A 24,736-nucleotide genomic window follows, 5' to 3' on the forward strand; every position below is an offset into this window, starting at 1 on the left:
GAGCCTCACTTGGCAGTAGCCTCAGAAATAACTGTTACACAAGCATTTACCAAAGGTAACAGCGGCCCTAATTGTTCTTGTCCATTCACTGCTAAATCGCTGTGACACAAATAAACTCTCTCAGATACACGAGATAGCAAATCTGTCAATATTCTTTGCAGTCGCTGTTCTTCTGCTAATTTCTCATCTTCTGCTGTCCAAGGTTCGCCTAACCTGTCTTGCAAGAAAAACGGCGCACCGAATAACGTCGCCGCACCACCTTTTGCCCAAAGAGGTGAACCAGCATCCAGCCAAAAATGCCAACGGTGCGATCGCCTACTAGATCGATATTGAAATATAGTTGCTAAGGTGACAGCTTTTCTCGCGCCACCGATGGGGCGGACGGGGTAAGGGTTAGCGGTAATCGTACCACGTCGCAGTAATTGAATGAATTCGATAATAGTTGTGTGCGGCGTTGTCTCAACTGGGTCGATTTGTCGTAATCTGGTGTCGATTTCCCAGTAATGTTGGGCGGTTTCTAATAATTCGCGCAGTGCTGCTAGTTGTTCGTAGGGGAGATTACTACCATTCCACAAAAAACGCTGAATTGCTCTATCTAATAGAGAAATGGGACTGGGAATTAACCGCAGTTCTTGTTGCGATCGCTGCTGTTCTAACCACTCCAATATCTCATTATAGGCTGTAGTAGCCGCATAGCCGATTCTATCCCAGCGCTCGAAGGCGGATACTGGTAGTAAGTTTGGGCGATCGGGATGGGGTACAAAGCAGTAATCTGCTATCAAACCAGCGCGTACCGGATCAATATTTGTAGAGACGCGATTCATCGCGTCTGGAGTAGAGTTTTCTGGTAGTTGTTGTTTCCTACTCAAGACAACCAGCATTTCTGCCACAGCATCCCGGTCTACGAGGCGACCCAAGCCGGGATAAACTAGCGCCAGCATGGTGAGTAAGGCGCGAATGACGGGTGAACTAATTAAGGGACGTTGGTCATTGAGCGATTCTACTGGGATGTTTTGCTTGATGAGGATTTCTACTAGAGTATAACGAGCGATCGCATCTAAACCTGGTGCAATAATCGCCACTTCTTCTGCTGCAACTTCTTGCGATTGGATGGCATTAGCAATTACCTCGGCTGTTTGGCGCAATAATTGAGCGCGGGAGGTGGTTTGAATGGAATACACAATCTCAGGTAAACTCACCAATACCATCGGTTCTGTGACTAATTCCACCATCTGTTTAGCTTGCTCTCCCAGCGACTCTGGAGGCGGCCCGGTCAAAAATTCTACCCGACAACGCTTTGCTAACCCTTCTAAATAATTAGGATCTGCTCCCAATCCCAATCGCACTGCACCGTCGGGATTGTAGCTAAATGCGCCGATCGCACCTCGATCTAATAGCAATTCAAACAAAAGACGCGCTACGCTAGGATAATCGTCAACATCATCCGCCAATACTGCTTGATAGCGTTTAGTTAGGTGCTGTTGGTAGTTGCGATCGCTCAACAAATATTGACTATAGAGTTCGGTAATAATGCCATAAGTAAGTAACCCCCTCTCTAAACACCAGTTACGCCAATCAATGAGCAAAGATGCCAAAAATTCCGGCTCTAAAGTCGTAGTATTTTCCCCCAGACCCCTTGCCAAAATCTGGGCAATATCTTCGCAATGTACACCACTGTAAGCAGCTAATTGCAACAAGTCTAAAATGCGACGCACCAAGCGAGACTCATTTACTCCCGCAATTCGTAAAATTTCTTCGTCTAATTGGGAACGCCAAAGTTTGGTTGCTAATTCTTGTTCCGTTTCTGGACGCAATCTCACCGGAAACTGGGCTTTCAGGTTCAACGAGTTAATTAGTAACGGCCAAAATAAAATAACTTCATCCTGGAAAAAACCTAGCGGGGTCTTGGCACGCACCGGATATTTCCCTAATGTTGATGTAACAATTATATCCCCCAATTCTCGGCGATTATCATCATTGGCAGCTAAGACTAAAACTCCTGGCTCTGTTTGTTTAAGATATAAAAATTCGGGTGTGCGTTCGCCTTTTTTGCGTGCGTGTTTTTTAGTATAAAATGATTCGGTATACTGCTTCTCCGGTTGTACCCAACTACAAAATTGCTCTACCAAACGAGCCGTCTTACCACTGCGACTAGTGCCAACAATCCAAACCGAATGAGAAACCACAAACTTTCTCCTTGTAGATTTGCTAATATACCTCGTGCGTTAACTTAAGGTTAAGAATAACCAAATAATGCTGGATGATTGTTTCTAATGAAAAACTCTGTTTTTGTCCAAAAAATCTATTCTTTTTTACTTGATACTTATCGATGGTATTTACAGACTCCTGAACGTTCTTTAAATCAAGCTTACGATGCAGCATTAAAGATTAAGGAAATAGAAAATAAGCATTTCAATGGTAATAAAATAGACGCTGACTTAGCCATGTACAGTAACAGCGTTATGGATTATTTTGAGTCAGACCTAAATAAGCTATTAAAAACTGCCAAAATGCGGCTTACAGAGTTTAGATCAAGCCGTTGGTTTCTAAATGAAGAGGATCAAGAAGCTGCCCAGAAAACAGGTATAGAGTATCTCAGTCCTGCTTTAGTTTTGGAAAAGCTAAACTTTATCGATCAAGTTATATCCAAATACACAACAATTTCCGAACAAATAACTTCTAAAGCTTTAGTTGTCAAACCTCAAAGTTTACCAGTTAACTCTGTGATATCTGAGGATAATTCGCTGGTCGTCAATACTCCAACATTACCACCCAAGATACCAACTCAAGACTCGTATATAAAACCTAAATCTAAGCTAAAAGCCGATACAACAGGTGTTTTACCTCGTTCTATTTTAAGTACTATTAGCCGTCTGCAAGTTGAATTAGACCCTAATGCGGAAAAAGAAGTAATTCAGAATTTTCGTCAAACTCAAAGAAGAACAATAATATCTATCAGGTTTATTTTACTATTAATTATCGTACCACTTCTGACACATCAAATAGCAAAAGCTTTTTTAGTCGGCCCATTTGTTGAGCGGTTTAGAAATAGTGAGGAAATGCAGATATTCCTCAACTCAGAAATGGAAGAGGAAGCCCTTGTAAATTTGCAAAGATATGAAGAAAAGCTCAAATTTCAAAATTTCATTAGAAATGCCCCAGCACTTTCGCCTGAGCAGATAGAAATTGAGATGAAAAATAAGGCTGTAGAGCTTGCTGAAGAATTTCGGAAAGAAAGCTCTAATGCGATCAAAAATGTTTTTGCCGATGTCTTTTCGGTGGTTGCTTTTATTTGGCTTTTAGTTGTCAGCAAGTCTTCTATTGCTGTACTCAAAGATTTCTTCGATCATATTGTTTATGGACTTAGTGATAGTGCTAAGGCGTTTATCATAATTTTGTTTACCGATATATTTGTAGGATTCCACTCTCCGCATGGTTGGGAAGTACTTCTAGAAGGTGTATCGCGTCATTGGGGATTACCAGCAAATCGAGATTTTATCTTCTTATTTATTGCTACATTCCCAGTAATTTTAGATACTATATTTAAATATTGGATATTCCGATATTTGAATCGGATATCGCCTTCGGCTGTTGCCACTTATCGAAATATGAATGAATAGGGGATTGGGCATGGGCCAGTAAATTATTTTTGATTTTTGAATTTGAGCGAAGTGGGATAATATCAAAAATTTTGAATTTTGATGAAAAAGACACTTGCTGAGTTAGAGAAGTTTGGCAAAGTTATCGCCATCAGCTTACCTGTGGTTTTATCGGTTTTTCTGGTGCGGATGCAATCTTTGGCGTATCAGGAACTCAGCCCGACAGAATGCCGTTTGAAAAAGTGGGATATACCAGTTTCGTTGACTGGTAAAAATCAAAATGGACTTACACAAAAGCAAAAAGTACCATTAATTCAGAGACTACCAGTTACTTGTTGTCAAGGTGATACCTCTTGTTTAGATGAAGTTCTCTATGGAAAAATACCAGACAAAAAAGCGCTGGTGAGTGCGATCGCTCGGAGTCTCCAATACCTGCAAACGGCTAATGCTGCGGCTGCTTATCAAAACTATCCGGTGGCTGGGATTACACGCGATCGCGTCTTCAAAAGCTTGACAAGATTCCGGGAACTCGTCTTAACAACTAATTCTGCGACAGAATTACATCAAGCCATTGAGCGGGAATTTGTTCTTTATCAGTCAGTCGGTAACAACACCAAAGGTTCCGTTTTATTCACCGCCTATTTTGAACCGCTTTATGCAGCCAGTCGCGTCCCCACACCAGAATATCGTTATCCTGTTTATCGATTACCTCCTGATTTAAACTCTTGGCCTAAACCTCATCCGACACGCGAAGAATTAGAAGGAGCAGATGGTTTACAAGGTGCAAAAGGGAAATTACGAGGATTAGAGTTGTTTTGGTTCCGCTCACGCCTCGAACCATATCTCGCTCAAATTGAGGGTTCAGCGCGACTTCAGCTTTCTGATGGAACTCAGACAGCGATCGGCTATGCAGGTAATAACGCTTATAACTACAAAAGTCTAGGGCGAGAATTAGCGAATGATGGCAAATTACCACTACAAGGGATGACTATGCCAATTATTCTCGACTATTTCCAAAAGCATCCCCAAGAATTAAATATTTATATTCCGCGCGATCGCAGTTTTGTTTTTTTTCAAGAAAACCACGGTGAACCAGCCCAAGGTTCTATCAATGTACCCCTAACAGCAGAGCGTTCTATCGCTACAGATAAATCTCTCATGCCTCCTGGTGCTTTAGCGTTGATTCGCGCTTCTATTCCCTTTGCTAATCCTACCGGAAAACTGGAGGAGCGCATCGTTAGCCGCTATGTTCTTGACCAAGATACCGGAGGCGCAATTAAAGGTGCAGGTAGGGTAGATTACTTTTTAGGTACTGGAAAATTAGCAGGCGATCGCGCTGGTGTCACAGTCAGCAATGGACAATTATTTTATTTATTACTCAAATCCAAGAATTAAAAGAAAAGAAAAACCTCACCCTATCAAAAAAGGACATCCCTCAATACGGCTCGGTCAACGTGTTCGTCTCTCGAATATCCCCCCAACTCCCCTTAAAAAGGAGGGCTTTTTCTAATCTTTACCCCCTTTTTAAGGGGGTCGCCGCAGGCGGGGGGATCTTATCCGAACCGTATTGGGACATCCCTCTCCTTACTAAGGAGAGGGACAGGTTTTGCATAGCAAAACCAGGGTGAGGTTTCTTCGTAGCTATAAGACTTAACCACAAATCTCCCTACCAAAGACTTGTGTGTACAGCGTAGCCTTTACAAGGAGAGGGATTGAGGGTGAGGTGTATGTTATTTAATTTTTATTCCTAAGATTCTCGACTTCTCTAAAAAATCGGGAATCTTAGCATTCTTGCGAAAACTAAACGCCTAGCTGTACAGTGATTACGAATTACGAATTACGAATTACGAATTACGCTTCTATATCCATCTCACCATCATCATCGTCATGATCGTAAGGAATATCATCAAGGTCGATCATTTCTGAAATTTCTTCTACTTCAGTTAGATACTCAGATTCTTGATGTTCACGCTCAATTAGACGACCAGTTGACTTTAGCCATTCCAAAAGAATAAACTCATTACTTGTACGAATTACAGGCGCTCGTTGATTACGAGGTTCTTCACGTAAAGGACTTGTAGGCATAAAAAAAACTCACTTTGAATTATGGAGCATTGTACAAAAACAAAAAAATTGTACATTTAAGGTCAAAAGGCTTGTTATCCAAGACTTTTCTGAACAGATGAAATATCAACTATTGAGTTTTTTATTCTCTTGTCCGTCTACTTACTTACCATTAAAATGTCTTTGCGTCAGTCTTAATCATAAATCTTCAAGCGGACGCAATCTCACAAAGCAGTTGGTAGCTTGGCGATCGTTTCATACATATCAGAGGGTAGTGCAGACAATCTGTTCGCTACAGCAACTGCATCAGCTAAATTGCTAAACTGACACCGGACAATCTCTTGTCCATTTCCTGAAGGGAATCGCTTTCTAGCTTTGTTAGCTACAGCACAAATAATTGCTAAAGCTTTGGCGAACCCGTCTTTTGTCAATATTGTTTCTTGAGCGAACCCTTCAACAGGGATAAGACAAACCTCAAACCGATAGCCCGGCCTAGGAGAAACAGCTATATCGATATATGGTTTATCTTCTTTTCGGATTCTGCGTAAATACTTGGCTGTAGAATTAGTATCATGCAAATCAGTCCCAAGGGCGTAAGTAAAGAAACAATCTTCTGTAAGCGAATCAGGACGGGTAATTATATCCGTTGGCATAAATTAAACTAGTATCCGTATGTTGTCTGGTTTTGTGACACACTACACTTGTCCGTTATTTCTAGCACATTTTTTGATTGAGAGGTATCAGTTTTATACAAGGTATTGCAATATAGTTCTGCTCACTAAAAATTTCAATTTTTGCAATACTAAAAACTCTCATCTCTAAAAGATAGATTTGCAATACAAACCGACACCAAAACACCTTCACAATCAAAGTTTGTAGAGATTTAGATTCGGAGAGGTGTCTATATAGTCAGTTATATGACCGAAAATATTTCTCAACTTATCAATTATAACATAGTTGACGCTTTAACTTTTTTCAACTATCCTGACCGATAGATGTTATACCAGCAGCAATACTAAGGCTACATTCAATTGTAACTTTTAAATAACTAAATGCTTGCCTTACTAGTTTTAATTTTTACCATAATCATTTAGTAAGAGAGAAAAAATACTTACGAAGTATGAGCGTTGATATAACTTTAAATATGGCAGTATTAAATTATAGATGTTTAAATAAATACACGTATTAAATAGTACTATGCTTAACCAGATTTACTTGTATACTCTAGTATTTGGAAAGTCAAATAACTGAAATATAGTCTCAAGAATTATTTCCTATTTTCACTAAATTCCCTAAGCTCTAATTGAGACAATATCTGTCTGAGGGCTGTAAGAGTTATACATTGAGGCTCAAGAAATGGTTGCTCAAAGTACATATACTGGTTTTTAAAGAAATATTAATATTTTGTTAACTTAATCATAGTTGTATATAATGTAATGCTTTAACTCTAGGTTGAGAAATTTGATTAAAAAAATGTTAAATCATGTTAAATTGGTTTGAGTATTGTAAACTTTTAGACAACCAACACCCAAGTAACCATAGGAAAATTAGCAAATGTCTAGACAAAGTTCTCACAAGAGAAACTTTTTCAAAGGTTTAACTGGTAGCGCTGTCAAAGGATCTCATAAGTTAAGACTAGGGCTTAAATCCAGCTTATTTATTTTAGTTGAATCTGTACCTTTTTTGATTGCTTGTGCTGTACTTGTAAGCGTTATCAGCCTAAAAAGTCCTATCCTGCTTTTTTGTTTACTAGTTGGTAGTTTAATTGCAGTTATTACCCAGCAAATTGGGCAACAGTTGCATTTACCCAAGCGATCGCTAATATTATTACAAATTTTAGCAGCAGCCGTAATTCTGAGTTTATATTGGTTAGACTGTTTTGCAGCCCCTGCACAAGCACAGTTTTTTGGAGAAGCTGAAAAGTTTTTCAAAAGAAACTTAGGTGGTGCAGCAACAACTGGTGGTGGTAGCGAGACAGCAATAAGTTTGATATTTAATGTGTTGCGGGCGATTTACTTACTCTATATTGCAATCTCCCTGGTTGGTGTGATTAACGCAGTGCGTAAAGATGAAGATTGGCAAAGCATTGCCAGAACTCCCTTATTAGTAGTTGTTGCTGTTACTATTGCTGATGTACTCACACGCTTTGTAATTGGGCCACAGCAGCAGTAAATAATTCAGATATTTCAAATGTCTCAAGAGCGGGAACAAGAATTTCGTCCAGTCAATCAAGTTCTGGGAAGCCAACCTTCTCTAGGGCCAATTCCTGCCGATCAAATTCTTCCTTGGACGGTAATTGCCTTAGCCTCCTACTTTATCATCAATGGAATTTTTGGTGGGATTTTCCAGGAAGAGTTTCAGAAATGGTTGTGGACGATATTAATGACTGGTTGGGGAATAGGAACTTGGTGGATTTTAACTGGTGGTAGGAGTTGGAGTTTTTTAAGTAAATTTATTGGCGTTCCCGCTTGGACAAGAGGCTTTGCTCGTTATCAAAGCTTATTGGAAGTTAACCATGAAGCAAAAAATCGGAAAACAAAGCGTCGGCATCGCCGGAAATGAAAGTAGATTAACACCATTTGAAGATGCCTTACACTTGGCAACAATGCTACGTGTTGCTATCAATGGACGTGATATTGGTGGGTATCTTTTGACAAAAGGCACTCAAAAAGATCGGTTTTGCTTTGTTTTTGGTTTTGACTGTAAGGGAATTCATACCACTTTAAGACCCGAACAAATCGATACACTTTTTAATAACATTGAAGCTGGATTAAAAGATATCCCTAGCGGTGAAAGAATGACGCTGCATTTGGGATCTTTTAGTTCGGATAAAGAGCGTCAAAAAGAATTAGCATCGCTAATCAAAAATTCGCCATCACGAGATATCAAATATTTGTTGATGGCAGAGAGAGCCAGAGTCAAGGAACTAACTATTTCTGGTGTTCGCAAACCAAAATCTTTGCGAATTTACGTCACTTACACCGTTGAATCTAACTCGCAACATGCAGATGATTGGATAGAGAAGCTTTTAGTCAAAGCTGAATCATGGTGGTTGAAATTCAAAAATGAACTCTCAGAAGTAGAAAATCAGCGCCTTGAAACTCTAATCACAAATGCTTACAAGCAGGGCTTTCTGCGCTGGGAACAAATTTTATCTAACCAAATGGGGTTGGATGTCAAACCTTTGACAGCTGAGGAACTCTGGGAAGGCATCTGGAAAAGGTTTAATGATACGCAGCCAATAGAGATTCCCCAGTTAATGACTTTAGATGAACAAGGACTACACGAGGAAGTTAATTCAGATTTAGCTAGTAGTAAATTGCTGATAGACAATATCCACGGCACAACTTTGCTGATGGAATCTAGCATACCTTGTGCGGATCGCCGTTGGGTTAATGTTAACAATCGTTATATTGGCGTACTGTCATTTCTGGAAAAACCCGGGGGTTGGCCAAATAAATCTACTCAACTACGCTACTTATGGGAACTATTAGCGAGAGAAAGAGTAGTAGATACAGAGATTTTTTGTGAATTGACTGCCGCAAATCCAGCATTAGTAAAAACTACTTTACAACGAGTGCTGAAACAGTCAAACATGACGACAATCATGGCTCAAGAAAAAAGTAAAACCATTGATGTCAACGCCCAATTAAAGTTGAAGAAATCAGTAGCAGCACAAGAACAATTATTTGAAGGTGCTGTCCCGATTTATACAAGTATTGCTATTTTGGTACATCGTCCAACTGTCGAAAAGTTAGATGAAGCAACAAGATATATTGAAAACTGTTTTCAACGCCCAGCCAGGGTAATTAGAGAAACTGAGTATGCTTGGAAAATATGGCTGCAAACTCTACCGATAGTTTGGGAGGGTTTGTTGGCAACACCTTTTAACCGTCGTCAGCTATATTTAACAAGCGAAGTTCCCGGATTAATGCCTTTAGTTTTAACTAAACGCGGTGATAAACAAGGCTTTGAGTTGATTGCTGAAGAAGGCGGAACACCCGTACATTTAGATTTATTTAATCAACACAAAAATTTAGCTTTATTTGCGACAACTCGTGCTGGTAAATCGGTGTTGGTATCAGGAATTTTAACTCAGGCTTTGGCGCATGGCATTCCTGTCGTGGCGTTAGATTTCCCTAAACCTGATGGGACATCAACTTTCACAGATTATACAGAGTTTATGGAGGGGAATGGAGCCTATTTTGATATTTCCAAACAATCGAATAACTTATTTGAACAGCCAGATTTACGATCGCTAGAACCAGAACAACAGCGCGATCGCTTCAACGATTATACCGCCTTCCTAGAATCAGCGTTAATGACAATGGTTTTAGGATCGTCCACTGAAAGTCAAATTTTATCGCAAACCGTGCGATCGCTGCTCAACCTAGCTTTAGAAGCCTTCTTTAGAGATGAGGGTATCAAAGAGCGATATCGGCAGGCGATGGCGGGAGGATTTGGCACTCTGGCTTGGCAAAAAACCCCTACTTTAAAAGATTTTCTCTATTTCTGTTCGCCAGAACACTTGCAGCTAAGTTCCTTAACTGGCAGAGTAGAAGATGCTCTGAGTCAAATTCAGTTGCGGTTACGGTTTTGGCTTTCTAGCCGGGTGGGACAAGCTATTTCTGCACCATCTAGTTTTCCTACCGATGCACAACTTTTAGTTTTTGCTCTGAGAAACTTATCAGATAGTGAAGATGCAGCCGTATTATCTCTGAGTGCCTATTCAGCAGCATTAAGACGCGCATTAGGTAGTCCAGCTTCAATATTCTTCATTGATGAAGCACCAATCTTATTTGAATTCGAGCAAATCTCTGATTTAGTTGGTAGAATTTGTGCGAACGGTGCTAAAGCCGGTATCAGAGTCATCTTATCAGGACAAGATCCTGATACCATTGCCAAATCTAAAGCTGCATCTAAAATTTTGCAAAACTTGACAACACGATTGATTGGACGCATTCAGCCAGTAGCAGTAGATAGTTTTGCAGACATCTTAAAATATCCCCGCAACATTATTTCTCGTAATGCCTCAGAAAGCTTTTTTCCGCGCAAAGAAGGCGTTTATAGCCAGTGGCTGCTAGATGATAACGGTATTTATACATTCTGCCGTTATTATCCAGGTTACGAACAATTGGCAGCAGTTGCGAATAACCCATCTGAACAAACTGCACGTAGTAAAATGATGCAATTGCATACCGATAAATATGAAGCAATCTCTGCATTTGCTCGTCAGTTAGTGGCTACTTTACGTAGTAGTTAATCTAAAAAGTTATAAATCAGACTTCAAAACCAAATATCTGATTCACTACTTAATTTCATCTACCTTTTTAGACATAAGATATATGCGAAAAACTACCATTTTCACTCTTACATTGCTATCCCTGGCAATCATACCAGCGATCGCACAAGTTCAAACGGGTGGATTAGGCCAGGTTTGGACTGATTTTCAATCATATTCCACAGATTTGCAAAACTATCTGCAATATAATCTGAGCGACACTGTAGAAGCACAGAATCAAAATAATCTGACTAATACCAGGGGAGAATTGAATATACCTAACCCTGTCGCTGCGGGAAAACAAGTTCGTGACGATTCGACTCTCTACTCAAGATCGGATAAGTTTGAAAATAATGCCGCAGTGCGTGGAAATTTAATTGGTAATGAATTGAATCGTGTAGTTACGCGTGGAGCAGCAGAAAGCGTTCTCGGTGAGAATGGACAAATTCGCTCAAAAGCAAAGTTAGAAAATATTCAAACAGCTATTGAGAGTGTTACAGATGTCAAAAATAATAATGATTTAGATAGTGAGATTACAAAGTATATTAATCAATTAACCACACTTGCAAATACAGCCAATCCAGCAGACAAAATACTTACTCAGGGCTTAGGTACATTGCTAACTGCTAACCAAGAAACACTTAAAATTCAAAGAGAGCAGATAAAAATTGTCGGCGAATCCTACGCAAAATCTACACAATTAGAGCAGTCTTTGCAATATTCCAACTTAAATTTGGCAACTATTTCTCAACAAACAGAAGAAGCAAATCGCGCTCGGAGAGTAGAAACATCTACAGAGGCGGCAAGACTTTTACGTGCTACATCTCAAATAGATTTGTTTGGAAGAGAAGTTAATAAGTAAGATTTCCTGATTCAAAAAATTCTCATTACGTTGGCATGCAACATACATTTAAATCGGCGGTTAGAAAACGAGAGAGTTTAATTCGTTTAAAACACACCTCCTATGAACAATATTGTTACTCTGCGAATAAAAAAAATATAAAATAAATCAAAATGCAACTTGCTATTCAACTAATTTTTGCCCAACTAGGCATTGATGACGTTCTTGATAATGGTGTCGCAACTTCCCAAAGCATTGCTCAAGGTTGGGATAAACAATGGCTAGATTTATTACAAAACAATACCAGTAATAACTTATATGGAGCTATAACAAACCTGGGTATTTTTTTTGCAGTCGGAACGTTGTTATTTTTTATGCTACAATTCCTGAGAGATTTAATATCCTACGAATATAGCCGTCCAATATCAGCTTTGATTTGGCCTTTTATAGTGGTAATCCTATTAAGTAATTCAGGTACTGGAAGTATACTTTCTAATCTGACGCTGGGAGTACGGAATTTTTTAAATACTGTGAATCAACAAGTAGTGGCATCCGCAGATGCAGATAAAATGTATCAGCAAGCACTTAATATGAGTATTGCTGAAGACATAGCTGGCTCTTTGCTGCGTCCTTGTGAATCATTAACTGGCCAACAACAAAGTCAATGCTTTGTCAAAGCTGCTGAAAAGGTCGATAATCTCTGGCAGAAATATAGAGATACTTATGGAAATAAAAGCTGGATAGTTAGACTGCAAAATAAGGTAGATAATATTAGATATGGTACTGGTAGTGTATCAGAAGCCTCTTTTAATTCCTTGTTAGGTTCTACAGTCCAGACGAGCATCAAAAACTTTTTAGTTTCCTTACAATATGCCTTTCAGAATTTGATAGAAGCTACTATGTTGCTAATAGCAGCTTTAGGGCCAATAGCTGTAGGTGGTTCTTTACTACCTGTAGCCGGGAAACCAATTTTTGCATGGCTGACTGGATTTTTATCTATTGGAATCGCCAAGATTTCATTCAATATTATTGCTGTGCTAACTGCCGCAGTTATTGTAAATGGCCCAGGACAAGATGCTAATGTTGATCCAGACTTAATGTGGTTTATAATTTTTCTGGGAATTTTAGCACCAGTTTTATCGTTACTTGTGGCTGCTGCTGGCGGTTTTGCTGTTTTCAGTGCTATCAGCAATACGGCTTCTCTAGTCAAGGAAAGAATATAAGATAATGCAAATCATCATAATATATAATATCTGAAGTTTTTGGGAGGAGGAGATGAGTAAATGGTGCGTTTACTAGAAAAAAGACAAAGAACGGGAAGTGTTTTGACAGTTTTTGCGATCGCTACCTTTAGTTTACATATATTAGTTTTACTTTTCTTCATATTTCAAGGCATAAATATTCGCCAACTCAGCCTGAGAAAACCTCCCAACTTTGTGCAATTAATAGATGGTAAAACAGTAGCTAATATTGATGATTTAGAGAGAGAACCGGAAGCAATCCGCAGATTCACCAGCAAAACGATGATATCAATGTTTAGCTGGTCTGGAACCTTACCAGCACAAACTATCGAAGAAGTTGCCAACCCAAAAGCAGATTTAGGAATTCCGATTAGAACATTGCAAGGTGGTAGCCAAAAAATTACTACCAGCACTTGGATAGCTAGTTTTGGCTTATCAGAAGACTTTCGCAAAGGTTTTTTAAGCACTGTTGCAGAAATGACACCGCCAGAAGTTTTTTCTGAAAATCCAACCCTCGTTATGACATCACAATTAGTTATTAAGCGGATTTATCCACCAAAAAAAATTGCCCCAGGTAAATGGCGAGTGGGTATGGTAGCTGACTTAATTCAAAAGAAGCGAATTGGTGATACAAAACTCATAACTCCTTTTAATAAAGATTTGCTTGTCCGTGCTACAGATTATTTTGCTAACCCCCAAGCCGACAATAGTACTATTTTGCAAAAAGCAATTTATAGTGCCAGGGCTGATAAATTAGAAATTTATGAAATTCGTAGTTTATGTTTGCTAGACAACTACAATAATCTGAATGAAGAGAGCTTAAAACAATGCGCAAATAGAGGTAGTAACTTTATAAGATAAGGGATTTCTAATTTTATTGATAATACTTAAATCTTAATATAACAAATAAATTATTAATGCAATTACTTAAACCAGAAAACAAGAAAAATAATCCCTTACCAGTCTTGGCAGTAGGAACATTTGGTTTACATCTGTTTACCTTGCTATTACTAATATTTAACGGGTCAATGTTACAACAGTTAGGTCAGAAACTTACACCCCGAAGTTTAGTACAATTAGTTGATGGTCGCGCTATCACAGTAGACCCCCAACAAAATTTAGAGCGACAACCAGAGACTATTCGGCGCTTTGTGGGTGAAGCTATGAGCCTGATGCTTACTTGGTCACAGCAGCAGCCACCAACAGAGGTATGGGAAGTTAGCTCCCAACTGGTAGCTGATAATTTTAAACAAAAACTTAAGTCAGAAATTACTAATTTAAATCCAGATAGCCAATTTGAAAATGTTACTAGAGGAACCGAGAATGTATTAGTAATACAAAAAGTTTCACAACCCACCAAAATAGGCGATGGAAAGTGGAAAGTGGAGATACTTGCCAATCAATTAATTTTTAGCGGTTATGATAAGTTGGGAAAATCAGTTACCTTTAATAAACAAATTCTAGTTAGAGCTATAAATGAACCAGCAACTTCACTGCCAAATGCAGCCCTACCATCGTATTTCGCAGCTTACCGCCTCGGTGAAGCCAGATTAGAAATTTATAATGTATGTGAAATCCAAGATAAAAATTGTTCTGGTAATCCAAATTAAGCTCTACCATGACTAGATATTCAATTCCCGCAGAAACTCCTCCACAAAATCTATTTACTCTAACCACCGACGACGATCGCCAACTACAATCTGTAGAAGCTTTTGATTGGGAATCACGGATGGCAAGGTTGGTGGGCTTTGAAGAAGAATCTTCTTTTCCCGAAACCGCACCATCAGAAGACTCTGCAACACCACAACCATCACTTTCTGAACCACAATCTCAGCCACAAGAAGTTCAGACTAAAGAACCCCTATCATCTAATCCCTTTGCAAAATTAGCTTTGGTGGGGGCTTCTACCTTAGCTGTAGTTTTGGTGGCTGGGGTGTTTTTGTCCCAACTGATGAATACTAGCAGTCAAAAGCCAAGAACTATTGTTGCTCCACCAGTGCGTGAGCAGCCAACCGATCAATCTATATCTCAACAGCTAGCAAGCGAAGTAGATACTCTTAAAACGAAGTTGGCCTTAACCGAACAAGCAGATTTAGTCAAAGCCGCTCAACAAAAGCTCAGAATGGCAAAATCAACGCCTACAGTAGCTGTACAAGCAGAACCATTAGTTTCTTCTAGAGGTAGACCAAGAGTGATCCCAACACCTCCAGCAATAGCTTACGTGCCGCCTCGGACAGTCACAATCGAGCGCATCGTTAAAGTACCTGTTTCTCAACCTTTGCCAGTAGCCCAGCTACCAGTTGTCAAGCCAGACATTCAACCGGTGGTTAATATAACTCCACCATCTCCACCAAACCCACTTGAAGAATGGGCAAAGCTAGCGAAATTAGGTAGCTATGGTCAAGTAAATGTCACCGATCAACCAAATAATCAACCTAATAATAATGTGGCAGCTGCTACTTATGCACCTCCAAAGGATACCCAGGTGCAACAACCGCCAAACCCCCAACCAGTAACTCCTGCTCCTATGGTTAGTCAAGTGCAACAGCAAGGGCAGAAATCTGTAGCAGTAGGGACTAGCGTCAAAGCTGTGTTGGCAACAGCGATATTTGGGGAAACTACTAGAGCAGCAAAGAATAGCGAAACAGACGAAGCGAAAAACGTATTTGTGATTCGGTTGAAAGAACCGCTAAAATCTACGGATGGTAAGATCGCTGTACCTGCCAACACCGAATTCTTAACTGAAGTTCGTTCCCTTTCCGAACAAGGTCTTTTGCAGATGAACGTGGTCAAACTTATCTCGCAAAATAATGGCAACCTTACAGAACGAAGCTTACCCAAAAATGCAATTATTATTCGCGGTACCCAAGGGAAACCTTTAATAGCAAATAAATTTCCCAGTAAAAGTTCATCTATAGCGTCAATGGATGCAGGCTTGTTTGTTTTGGGAGGTATTAGTAAAGCCGCAGAGTTAATAAATCGGAGTGATACTGAACTCCAACCACTTACCACAACAAGTACCGTTGACGGCAACACCACTAGCAGCACAAGTCTGACTACTGTAACTAAGAATAGACGTAACCTTGCAGCTGGTGTTGTGGAAGGTGGTTTGAACTCTGTAGTACCTCAAATTTCACAGCGTAATCAACAGGCGATCGCCCAAATGTCTCAACAATCCAATGTTTGGTTTTTGCCAGCAGGTACAAATATTGAAATATACGTTAATCAATTAATGCAGTTTTAGGAGGTAAAACTGATACCAATTTTAGATTTTTGATTGGGTAATGGTAATTGGTAATTAGTTTTCTTTCCATGTTTCTTATATCTCATTATTTTCTCTACCAATCCCATCATTCCAAGCATGAAAAAGAATACTAAGTTGTCAGGAAAAACGCTAAATAATTATGATTTTCTACAGATAGCTTCCTTAATCTTCTCTGTTGCTATGTTATTGGTGGCAGGTCGCGCTGTAGCTCAAAATGCCGTTTTGCGTTCCATGTTTTCCTGTCAAGCGCAAGGTTTAGGGGGAGTAGTACCTACTATTGATGTTTCGTATCAACAAGGAACAAATTTAAGTTTTATCCAAGCTGGAGAAGTAATTAAAAAAGTTTGGTTAAACGACCCATCACAGGTGATTATGGATTTTGATGGGCCAGTATGTATGCAGTTTGGTGTGGCATCTAATACTAATACAGGAGATTGCAAAAATTCAGCTGCTAATGTTATTCAACTCAGACGAATTAAAAAACTAAATATTCCTGGACTTCCTACCACTAGCAATACACTTTTAACAGTTGTTACCGAAGCGCAAGGTAAAAACAAGTTGTATACTTTTCGAGTGATGTATGGAACAGGTAGCCCTGAATATCATACTTTAGCTATTTTTGCCGATCCTCCTGGTAAAGAAGCTCCCTGTATAATAAAACGTTCACAATAAACCTCTAGCAAAAGCACTTGAAAGCGAAGGCAATAGAAGTTTCCCTCCAGCCTTTGAAAACGCCATAACTTAACCCTATTGCCTTACTCAGCCTTTTGCAGCCGCCATCTTTATAAATCTTCAGAGAAAAACTAACCACAAATTCCAAATCTGTGTAAATATAAAGAAAAGCTTAAGAGGTTACAGACTGATGGTGACTGCCAAAATGATGCAACAGCTTTGGGCTGTAATCGAGTCTACCCAGGTGAACACTCTACTGCATTTTGACGATGCTGCTTTAGTACACTTGCTCCTCCAGCAGCTAAAAGCGAAGCAGGTGATTGATCCTCAAGCAGATAGCAGCCTCAATACTTATATAAAATCTAAACTACCCCTCATTCGTGATACGGCTGAAGGTCGTTTATCCTTCGGGCAAGGCGGCAATCATTAGTACGATAAATCGATTGCTCACTGCCAAGCATACGCTCAGAGTCCAAACAGTTGAATATTATGAATCACTGGCTAGTAATTGCCCTAGTAGCTTATCTCATTGGAGCAGCGATTGAAGGGGTGACTACGGCCAGTCAGCTATCTCGTTCAGTGCCAGAACTAGCTAAAAGTACACAAGCTCAATCTTCAGAATCTGCCACTGAAACTAATTCAAGTTGGCGAGTCTTGTCTGCTATCGCTTCAGTAAGTATTTGTGGAGCTTTTTTCTGGCCTTGCCGCCTAATCCACCGTTTAATGAAAGAGAGCCTTAATTCGTAATTTTAAACCCGACTGAAATACGGGAGCAAAAGTATATTTGCGGTTGTTGTATCATGCAGTTGGTTCTGGTTCATTCGCTACATTTTGTCCAATTTTTGGCTCAGTACCAGCAAGCAGTCGTTCAATATTAGTGCGATGTCGCAAAATCACATATAATCCACCAGTAATTCCAAACAGAATATAGGGTAACGGTTGATGCAAAATTACCATGAAAATGGAAACTGCGATCGCACCTACAATTGAACTCAAAGAGACAATCCGCGATATCGCTACAACGACAGCAAACACACCGGCTGTTGCTAAACCTATTTGCCAACTCATGGCTAATAAAATCCCCAAGCTGATAGCAACAGATTTACCACCGCTAAAGCCCAAAAAAATCGATTTACTATGTCCCAAAATGGCAGCTAACCCAGTTAAAGTTACTATCCACGGTTCCCACAATTGTGCATCTACTGTAGGGGGGATAAAATTTTGACTAGAAGTGAAATTGAATAACCAGTAAACTAGAGCGATCGCTAATACTCCCTTTAAAGCATCAAGTACTAAAACAAATGCTCCTGGCCCTTTCCCCAAGGTTCTTAGCACATTAGTTGCGCCAGTAGAACCTGAACCAACTTCCCGAATATCAATACCCTTTAACTGCTTCACAGCGATATACCCAGTGGGAAAAGAACCCAGCAGGTAGGCTATCACCACAGTTGCCGCACATCCGCTTAACCAAATAGCCATATTAACAATTCAAAATTCAAAATTCAAAAAAGTCAAGAGTAATACCTCTTGACCGATAGCCCCTCATCAGTGCTGAGTGCAGTTAGCGGATAGCTATGGTTTAGCCCATGCTGAGTGACAAGTAGGGAGGGATAAACCAATGCTCAATGCCCAATGCCCAATGCCCAATAACTCATTTAAAAATCATCATCATAGTTTCTCACGGTTTTGGGGTCAGGAGCAAAGGCTAACCACAGGGGAAATTGCAGTAGTGACAAACTGATTTGCTCCTCTGAATCGTCAATGATAATTAAGGGCAGTTGATTAGCTTTTGTCAATCGGTCTGCTTTCTGAGCTAGAGCATCAGATGCCTCAAATAATACCACGCCCCGGTCTGGGCCAAAATCTGGGCGACCGATTCCCAGACAGTCTTGCAAGCCGCGCCGCCATTCACCTAATCGCTCCGGTGTATTAGCTAAGATTAAAGTACGGACGCGATCGCCATACAGCTTGTGTAATATCGAAATTGCAGCCGAGGCAATTAAAATATTCTGTAAGCGGCTACCCATTGTCCGCAAACCACCCCGTCCCCCTTGGGTAAAAAACCAGTCCGAGACTCGTTCTGCATGGATTGGTTCAAAGGTACGGCGTAGTTGCCACGCTGGGCCGTAGTAATCTGGTTTATTGCGGTATTGGTCAATTAGGCGACGAATTTGCTTTGTAGTGTCTTGAAACTGCTGCTGGGCAAATTGTGGGATTCCAGATTGGGGTTCAACAGGTTTAACCTCTTTCACAGATGGTTTTTCGCGTGCCACTACAGTTGGTGTTAGTTGCAATTGTTCAGCTGCAACAGCTAAATCCTGTAAGCTACCCGTGAGATAGTCTTTAAAACCCTGCACCCGAATTGCCAAATCTTGGGATGTACCAGCAAAAGTGGTTCGCATTTCGTTGCGAATACGTTCTTGGCGGCGTTCTAGTTGTTCTACAGAAATTTGCAGGGTTTGTTTGCGTTGTTCTAACTGCACCAAAGACTCTTGCACAAATCGTCCCAGTGAGGTTTGAGTTTCGCTAACTTGTGCCTGAAGGGTTTTGTAAGAAGCTTGCAGCTTGCCTATTTCTTCCTTGAGGGCTACTTCAGTACTCTGCAACTCTGCCACTCGCTGCTCTGCTTCTGCATATAATGACAATCCGATTTCTGACCCCAGTGCAGTATTTTCCGGTTCGGGTTGCGCTACAAACTCGCCATTTGAATTTTCTGTTAGCTCTACTGTAGTATCTACCACTTCTGCATTGGAGATGAGTGGCGCAAAAGTTGCGTAGTCTTCTGATGAGCTAACGCCTCCTGTTTCTCCCACTGACTCAACAGATGGATTGACAGGATGTTCAACCATATTGTTTTGTTCTTGTTTTTCTGCCAACCGCTCATCAATTGGTTCTGGGGTTTGAGATGCCTCTGGGTTCATAAACAGTAGTGTAATTCCTATGACGCGAATAAATAGCTTTTAGAAATATTACAATTGACCTGCCATAAAAATCGTGAGTAATGAGTGCTGAGTTATGAGTTTAGATCAAAACGACTCAGCACAGATGGCACTCATACCAATTATTTGTGAAGCTACATAAATCAAGCTTGGTAAGACTTGGGGCAAAATCCCCAAGTACTGTAATCGGTATCAGCACTAAATACGCGGACAACGTTGTTCTAAGCAAGTTTTCAAGGCGTTGGGATCAAATAAAATGGGCAAAAAGTGAATACTTTTTATCTCTTTAAAGTAAAACAGGATGGGAACTCCATTCCAGAAGATTCGCCAGTTTTGCCATTCTTGGTAGGGAAAGCGCCGAATCAACTTTTCGCCTCTGTAAATATCTAAGTCAGTGACGGTAAATTGCAACCGCAGCGTTAACGCCTGAAACATCAGAAACAAACCAAACAGTGTGAAAATAGAGCCTATCCACGGTTGTACTAACAATAGTGGAATAGCGGCAATCACCAACACTATAGGTATATTATAACTAGGCTTGAGTTCCACAGTTGATGTAGAGTTGGTAGCAAATGAACTGGTCACAGTCTTAAATCCTGCTTTATTTTTTAGTAGGCATATCTCCTATTTTAGGAGTCAGGAACTAGGAGTGAGGAATTCGGAGTTTTAACTCATAACTCTTAACTCCTAATTTTTATTACCCTTTCAAGAATGCACTGCCAAGCCCCTGAAACATTAACCAAGAAAGAAAGAAGTTACTAACAAATATAATCAGCAAAGCAGTCACAACAGCAGTTGTGGTTGACTGTCCTACACCTTTGGCTCCTCCTGTTGTCGTTAATCCCCAACTGCAACCAATTACGGCGATTAAAATGCCAAAGCAACACGCCTTAATCATGGCGCTAAAAATATCCCAGATACCAAGAAAGTTACGGGCTGAGTCTAGAAATACCGTATCAGAAAGGTTGTAGATATTTGTCGCAATTATGAATCCTCCGAACATCCCTGTTACCAAAGATAGGAGGGTTAAAATCGGTAACATTAAACAGCAAGCAAGAACGCGGGGAATAACTAAGTAATCGATTGGATCTGTTTTTAACATCAACATGGCATCGATTTGTTCTGTGACTCGCATAGTACCAATTTCGGCTGCAAAGGCAGAACCGACTCGCCCCGCCAAAACCACTGCTGTTAACACGGGAGAGAGTTCTCGTGTCAACGCTATAGAAAGTACTCCACCGATAATGTTTCCTGCGCCAAAGTTAATAAATTCCCGCGTTACCTGAATGGTAAACACTGCACCGACAAAAATAGCCGTCAAGAGGGCAATAAATAGGGAATCGGGCCCAACAGCTGCCATTTGTTCTAAGGTGTTGCGCCGATGGATTTTGCCCCTCAATAGGTGAACTAGGACTTGCCCACCCAGAAAAATCGCTGCCAGCAATCGCTGACTCCATTCTCCTAAACTGGATTTGGATGTAGTCTGGTTCAATGTTCTGTAGCTAACTCGGTAACTGCCTTAAGAATAGCGGAAGTCATTGGAATGGGGAATGGGGAATGGGGAATTGGGAATTGGGAATTGGGAATGGGGAATTGGGAATGATTATTTCTACCTCGTTTCCCTCATGCCCCTGGCTCATAAGGGGACTGAATATTAACTTAGATTAATAGATGCTCTCAGAATAGAAAGCTATGATTAAACGTGCTGCAAACCAATGAATAGGTACTAATCTTGACCACAAGCTTGATTTTGCAAGGGTTTGATTGATTGAAGTAATTTTTGGAAGCCCCAGCACGTGCTGTAACTAGTAGCCGTTTGTTTTAATGAAAACTTAAGATTTTTGACAGATTCCCTGCTTAGGAGCGATCGCACGTATTGTAGAAAATGACAAGCCGCTATCTAGCTAGCGTCGTCTCTACTTACGGAGTTTGTCCTAAATGACTATTTTCATTAACTTTCTCCGCTCTTTACTACTTACAATCATTTTTAGCTTTGTCGCTCCCATCTTCTTTGTGGGCGGTGTACTGCTTCTTTTATCCCTTATCGGTTCCTTTCCCGGCTTACAAGAATTGACTGAAGCGATCGCTACTCAGATTATGCACTTTCTGGCCATCTTTGGCAGTGGAACTCCCCTGCATGGATTATTTGTCATTAGCTTAACCTGTAGTTTTGTCGGGGCGCTGTTTGATACGTATGTTTGCTATAGGTATCAAATTTTACGGATAGATTCCTAGATAATATCAATAGCTTTTTTAAGGGTTCATGAGTTGTACAACAGAGTAAAAATTGAGATTTCCCAAAGTTAAAGTACTACTTGTATTAGCCTAAATAGGGATTGGTGTGGCTGAATGGATTTTTATTAATTAAATTTATTCTCGAAATTATTCATTAAATACTTATTAGTTATTAGTTATCATTTACTGATAATTAGTGCATGTGCGCGACCCTAGTAAAGCAATCTTAAAACAGCCAAAAATCTATAATAGTAGTTACTTTGAAACTTCTAATTATGCAAAACAGCTAAAATAGTCTATGCTAAACTACCGCGTTGGACGCTAGACTAGAGTTTGACATTGTGTATTGGCTGCAAATTTTAAGGAATTTATTAGCATTCACCGAGAATATCAAATAAACTCACTGCAAAATATAAAAACTTCCTTAAAATCTTAATAAACACAATGCCTGCTCATGTTTCTTAACAGAGCAAAAAAGGTCTTATGACCTCTGGGGATCTTATATTGAGTTTATTACGAGGTATGTTTACAGCTCATGGTTTGGCCGTTTAAGCCCAAGTTTAGAAAACAAATTGCGCGGATTGAAATTACTGGTGCGATCGCCAGTGCTACTCGCAAACGCGTCCTAGAAGCACTGAAAACTGTAGAAGAAAAAAAATTTCCGGCATTATTGCTCCGTATCGATAGCCCTGGCGGTACAGTCGGAGATTCTCAAGAAATCTATAGCGCTCTGAAGCGTTTGCGCGAAAAAATTAAAATCGTCGCAAGCTTTGGCAATATTTCGGCTTCTGGAGGTGTCTACATCGGCGTGGGAGCCGAATACATCGTTGCTAACCCAGGCACAATTACGGGTAGTATTGGTGTGATTTTGCGCGGAAATAACTTGGAACGCTTGCTAGAAAAAATCGGTGTTTCCTTCCAGGTAATTAAGTCTGGCCCTTATAAAGACATTTTGGCTTTTGACCGGCAGCTGACTCAACCAGAAGAAAACATCCTGCAAGAGTTGATTGACACAAGTTATCAGCAGTTTGTCCAAACAGTAGCTGATGGCCGTTCTTTAACAGTAGAAGCTGTGAAAAGTTTCGCTGATGGTCGAATTTTTACTGGACAGCAAGCCCTAGAGTTGGGCGTTGTAGACCGTCTGGGTACAGAAGAAGATGCCCGTCGCTGGACAGCAGAATTGGTTGGACTCGATCCAGAAAAAACTCTCTGCTATACCCTAGAAGAACGTAAACCCTTATTGAGCCGTCTTCTACCAGGGAGTCGTCAGTTTTCATCAGGAATTCGATCTGGTATTGATTGGCTCGAATTTGAAGTGTCTACTAGTGGTTTACCGTTGTGGTTATATCGTCCCTAGCTTGAGTTAGGAGTTAGGAGTGAGAAGTTGAGAGTTTTAACTCCTAACTCCTAACTCCTAACTTCTAATTCCTAACTTTTATGTTTTTAGGAGGATTTTGGCGTGGAGTGGCAAATGCGGGCTATTCGTGGAGCAACAACCGTTTCCGAAAATACTGTTGAGGCAATCAGAGACGTAGTGACAGAACTACTGGATGAACTAGAAAATCGCAATGAATTTCAGCCGACTGATATGATTAGTGTGACTTTCTCTGTGACACGCGACTTGGATGTGATTTTTCCAGCTGCGATCGCCAGAGCGCGACCAGGTTGGGATAATGTAGCTATGTTGGATGTGCAGCAAATGCACGTTGAAGGTAGCTTAGAGCGCTGTATTCGGTTCTTAATTCACGCTTATCTGCCAGCCTCCGCCTCAATTCATCATATCTATTTACGCAACGCCGCTAGCTTGCGTCCTGACTGGAGTTTACCTCAGCCTTTACAGACATCACAGCCAGCAGTTAAGTCAAAAGTGTAAATTATTTAAGAAAATTCATATAAAAAATAATAGGGAAAACGATGTCGCCCACAAGGAGCGATGTTTTAAGCTACCCTGTAATAAAAAACTTTTTCGCCTATAAAGGGCGAGGTTTTAAGCCTTTAACTTATTGCGTAATAAAACCACAAAACTAGCTACTTATGTTGCTTTATGAATCATCAAAAACAACTTAGTGCAATGCTTGTTCCTTTCTACTTAGGGGAGCAAAGAGATTCAGAAGATCGCACGATTCAAGAAATATGGACTTGGAATTTTGAAGAATTAGAGTGTACCCACGATTATATTCAGTGGTTGTTTCCTTTACCTGAGCGAAGTGCATTCAATCCTGATGCACCCATCGTTGATGAGGAAGTAATTCAAGCATTTAAAAACAACCCCCGGCTCCGTCAAAATTTGCTGCGCTCCTTGACAGTTATGCTTCAGTTTTATGGGTTACAACGCCACGAGAGTAATGACGGAAAAATAGTTGTCAGCCAGTCAGAAGACTATCCGAATCGGAAACGCGAATGGGTCTGCATATTTAACCACAATTATCTTCGCATCACCCGAATCTTAAAGTGCTTAATGACATTTGGATTGGAGAATCAAGCCCAAGCATTTTATGAGTGTTTACAGCAAATCTACCGTGAAGATAGCGATCGCGTTGGAGGTGAAACATTGCAGCATTGGACAATTGCAGTTAAACCCAATATTAAAATGTAACCA

The 24,736-nt window shown here is 40.3% G+C and carries 24 protein-coding genes; 17 read left to right on the plus strand and 7 right to left on the minus strand.

The annotated features are described in order from the left end of the window. Nucleotides 1-5: 5 nt before the first annotated feature. On the minus strand, nucleotides 6-2,186 hold the full coding sequence (locus V7K38_RS27645; protein ID WP_334862667.1) for a recombinase family protein: 2,181 nt from the start codon (nucleotides 2,184-2,186) through the stop codon (nucleotides 6-8). A gap of 87 nt (nucleotides 2,187-2,273) precedes the next feature. Here V7K38_RS27645 and V7K38_RS27650 point away from each other — a divergent pair, with 87 nt between their 5' ends. Continuing rightward, the gene (locus V7K38_RS27650; RefSeq protein WP_334862669.1) at nucleotides 2,274-3,620 is read left to right on the plus strand and encodes a proton extrusion protein PcxA; all 1,347 of its coding nucleotides are present in this window, start codon (nucleotides 2,274-2,276) and stop codon (nucleotides 3,618-3,620) included. Nucleotides 3,621-3,701: 81 nt separating this feature from the next. Further along, a complete protein-coding gene (mltA, locus tag V7K38_RS27655) occupies nucleotides 3,702-4,994 on the plus strand; it encodes a murein transglycosylase A (RefSeq protein ID WP_334862671.1) in 1,293 nt (430 codons plus the stop codon). A gap of 456 nt (nucleotides 4,995-5,450) precedes the next feature. Here mltA and V7K38_RS27660 read toward each other — a convergent pair whose 3' ends face one another. Further along, on the minus strand, nucleotides 5,451-5,684 hold the full coding sequence (locus tag V7K38_RS27660) for a DUF3134 domain-containing protein (protein ID WP_334862673.1): 234 nt from the start codon (nucleotides 5,682-5,684) through the stop codon (nucleotides 5,451-5,453). 203 nt (nucleotides 5,685-5,887) lie between these two features. Further along, nucleotides 5,888-6,316, minus strand: coding sequence for a hypothetical protein (locus V7K38_RS27665; RefSeq protein WP_334862675.1), 429 nt, complete (start codon nucleotides 6,314-6,316; stop codon nucleotides 5,888-5,890). A gap of 901 nt (nucleotides 6,317-7,217) precedes the next feature. Here V7K38_RS27665 and V7K38_RS27670 point away from each other — a divergent pair. The 11 genes from V7K38_RS27670 (at nucleotide 7,218) to V7K38_RS27720 (ending at nucleotide 17,710) form a co-directional block, all read left to right on the plus strand. Further along, on the plus strand, nucleotides 7,218-7,835 hold the full coding sequence (locus V7K38_RS27670) for a hypothetical protein (protein ID WP_334862678.1): 618 nt from the start codon (nucleotides 7,218-7,220) through the stop codon (nucleotides 7,833-7,835). Nucleotides 7,836-7,853: 18 nt separating this feature from the next. Beyond that, nucleotides 7,854-8,225, plus strand: a complete 372-nt coding sequence (locus tag V7K38_RS27675) for a hypothetical protein (protein ID WP_322667990.1) — start codon at nucleotides 7,854-7,856, stop codon at nucleotides 8,223-8,225. Continuing rightward, a complete protein-coding gene (locus V7K38_RS27680) occupies nucleotides 8,179-10,926 on the plus strand; it encodes a hypothetical protein (protein WP_334862681.1) in 2,748 nt (915 codons plus the stop codon). Before V7K38_RS27675 ends, V7K38_RS27680 begins: the two co-directional genes overlap by 47 nt. Before the next feature lie 82 nt (nucleotides 10,927-11,008). After that, nucleotides 11,009-11,806 (plus strand): hypothetical protein, encoded by a 798-nt coding sequence (locus V7K38_RS27685; RefSeq protein WP_334862683.1) that lies wholly within the window; start codon nucleotides 11,009-11,011, stop codon nucleotides 11,804-11,806. Between the two features lie 152 nt (nucleotides 11,807-11,958). After that, nucleotides 11,959-13,008, plus strand: coding sequence for a hypothetical protein (locus V7K38_RS27690; RefSeq protein ID WP_334862685.1), 1,050 nt, complete (start codon nucleotides 11,959-11,961; stop codon nucleotides 13,006-13,008). 60 nt (nucleotides 13,009-13,068) lie between these two features. After that, entirely contained in the window at nucleotides 13,069-13,887 is an 819-nt protein-coding gene (locus V7K38_RS27695) for a hypothetical protein (RefSeq protein WP_334862687.1), read from the plus strand. 56 nt (nucleotides 13,888-13,943) lie between these two features. Continuing rightward, nucleotides 13,944-14,636, plus strand: coding sequence for a hypothetical protein (locus V7K38_RS27700; RefSeq protein WP_334862690.1), 693 nt, complete (start codon nucleotides 13,944-13,946; stop codon nucleotides 14,634-14,636). Between the two features lie 8 nt (nucleotides 14,637-14,644). Next, nucleotides 14,645-16,270, plus strand: a complete 1,626-nt coding sequence (locus tag V7K38_RS27705; RefSeq protein ID WP_334862692.1) for a TrbI/VirB10 family protein — start codon at nucleotides 14,645-14,647, stop codon at nucleotides 16,268-16,270. 117 nt (nucleotides 16,271-16,387) lie between these two features. Further along, on the plus strand, nucleotides 16,388-16,963 hold the full coding sequence (locus tag V7K38_RS27710; RefSeq protein WP_334862694.1) for a hypothetical protein: 576 nt from the start codon (nucleotides 16,388-16,390) through the stop codon (nucleotides 16,961-16,963). A gap of 190 nt (nucleotides 16,964-17,153) precedes the next feature. After that, nucleotides 17,154-17,393: a hypothetical protein gene (locus tag V7K38_RS27715; protein ID WP_334862696.1), complete on the plus strand. Its 240-nt coding sequence runs from the start codon at nucleotides 17,154-17,156 to the stop codon at nucleotides 17,391-17,393. 59 nt (nucleotides 17,394-17,452) lie between these two features. Continuing rightward, on the plus strand, nucleotides 17,453-17,710 hold the full coding sequence (locus tag V7K38_RS27720; RefSeq protein WP_334862698.1) for a hypothetical protein: 258 nt from the start codon (nucleotides 17,453-17,455) through the stop codon (nucleotides 17,708-17,710). Nucleotides 17,711-17,761: 51 nt separating this feature from the next. Here V7K38_RS27720 and plsY read toward each other — a convergent pair whose 3' ends face one another. The 4 genes from plsY to V7K38_RS27740 all read right to left on the minus strand — a co-directional run bounded on the left by plsY (nucleotide 17,762) and on the right by V7K38_RS27740 (nucleotide 21,394). Next, the gene (plsY, locus tag V7K38_RS27725; RefSeq protein WP_334862700.1) at nucleotides 17,762-18,442 is read right to left on the minus strand and encodes a glycerol-3-phosphate 1-O-acyltransferase PlsY; all 681 of its coding nucleotides are present in this window, start codon (nucleotides 18,440-18,442) and stop codon (nucleotides 17,762-17,764) included. 176 nt (nucleotides 18,443-18,618) lie between these two features. After that, nucleotides 18,619-19,884 (minus strand): DUF3086 domain-containing protein, encoded by a 1,266-nt coding sequence (locus V7K38_RS27730; RefSeq protein ID WP_334862702.1) that lies wholly within the window; start codon nucleotides 19,882-19,884, stop codon nucleotides 18,619-18,621. Nucleotides 19,885-20,100: 216 nt separating this feature from the next. Next, on the minus strand, nucleotides 20,101-20,487 hold the full coding sequence (locus V7K38_RS27735) for a DUF3119 family protein (RefSeq protein ID WP_334862704.1): 387 nt from the start codon (nucleotides 20,485-20,487) through the stop codon (nucleotides 20,101-20,103). 112 nt (nucleotides 20,488-20,599) lie between these two features. Further along, a complete protein-coding gene (locus V7K38_RS27740) occupies nucleotides 20,600-21,394 on the minus strand; it encodes an MlaE family lipid ABC transporter permease subunit (protein WP_334862706.1) in 795 nt (264 codons plus the stop codon). Between the two features lie 446 nt (nucleotides 21,395-21,840). Here V7K38_RS27740 and V7K38_RS27745 point away from each other — a divergent pair, with 446 nt between their 5' ends. From V7K38_RS27745 to V7K38_RS27760, 4 genes are all read left to right on the plus strand, one after another. Next, entirely contained in the window at nucleotides 21,841-22,137 is a 297-nt protein-coding gene (locus V7K38_RS27745; protein WP_094343410.1) for a hypothetical protein, read from the plus strand. A 535-nt stretch (nucleotides 22,138-22,672) separates the two neighbouring features. Continuing rightward, the gene (sppA, locus tag V7K38_RS27750; RefSeq protein ID WP_334862708.1) at nucleotides 22,673-23,494 is read left to right on the plus strand and encodes a signal peptide peptidase SppA; all 822 of its coding nucleotides are present in this window, start codon (nucleotides 22,673-22,675) and stop codon (nucleotides 23,492-23,494) included. A gap of 102 nt (nucleotides 23,495-23,596) precedes the next feature. Then, nucleotides 23,597-24,010 (plus strand): chorismate mutase, encoded by a 414-nt coding sequence (gene aroH, locus V7K38_RS27755; protein ID WP_334862709.1) that lies wholly within the window; start codon nucleotides 23,597-23,599, stop codon nucleotides 24,008-24,010. A 171-nt stretch (nucleotides 24,011-24,181) separates the two neighbouring features. After that, nucleotides 24,182-24,733, plus strand: coding sequence for an opioid growth factor receptor-related protein (locus V7K38_RS27760; RefSeq protein WP_334862711.1), 552 nt, complete (start codon nucleotides 24,182-24,184; stop codon nucleotides 24,731-24,733). The last annotated feature ends 3 nt before the right edge of the window (nucleotides 24,734-24,736 follow it).

The sequence above is a fragment of the Nostoc sp. genome, assembly GCF_036917465.1.
In the GTDB taxonomy this organism is placed as follows: Bacteria; Cyanobacteriota; Cyanobacteriia; order Cyanobacteriales; family Nostocaceae; genus Nostoc.